Origin of the sequence: Pseudoalteromonas sp. NBT06-2 (assembly GCF_002276045.1) — a bacterium.
Taxonomy (GTDB): Bacteria; Pseudomonadota; Gammaproteobacteria; order Enterobacterales; family Alteromonadaceae; genus Pseudoalteromonas.
In genome coordinates, this window is sequence record NZ_NQMR01000407.1 from 1 (window position 1) to 581 (window position 581).

Genomic DNA, 581 nt, shown 5'->3' on the forward strand with positions numbered 1-581 from the left:
CCTGCTTGGGGTTGGGCCAGTGAGCTAAAAGCTGAAAACGGTGTGTTGTTTGCAAAAGCGGATGATGTCAGTGCTGAGTTTGCACAAGCGGTTGCAGATAAGCGTTACCCCAATCGTTCTGTACGTTTAAATGCTGTGGATGGTGGTTTTGAATTAGGTCATATCGGATTTTTAGGCGGTAAGCCCCCTGCTGTATCGGGTTTGCAATGGCAATTTAATGCAGATGATGACACCGCCCAGGTCTTTGAATTTGCAGCTTCAGACAAAATTGAAACCGTTGCCCTTGAAACCTCCAATGTATTAACGCGTTTTTTTGGTAATTTGCGCGACTTCTTTATTGATAAATACGATGTAGAAACGGCTGAGCGCGTTATTCCTACCTGGTCTGGTGATTGGCTAAAAGAAGATACGATTATTGCTGAGCATGAAAAACGCAAAGAAAACCAATCAGAGTTCTCACAAGAAGACGCTGATAACCCTAATGATGACAACAGTGATGATAAAACTAAAGAGGACACTATTTTGACTAAAGAAGAGCAAAAAGCCCTGGAAGATAAACTGGCAGCTGAGCAAAAGAAAAC

At 42.7% G+C, this 581-nt stretch carries 1 pseudogene; it reads left to right on the top strand.

Annotation, left to right across the window (positions count from 1 at the left end):
- Positions 1-581 (top strand): annotated as a pseudogene (locus CJF42_RS27970) (hypothetical protein); the annotation flags it as partial.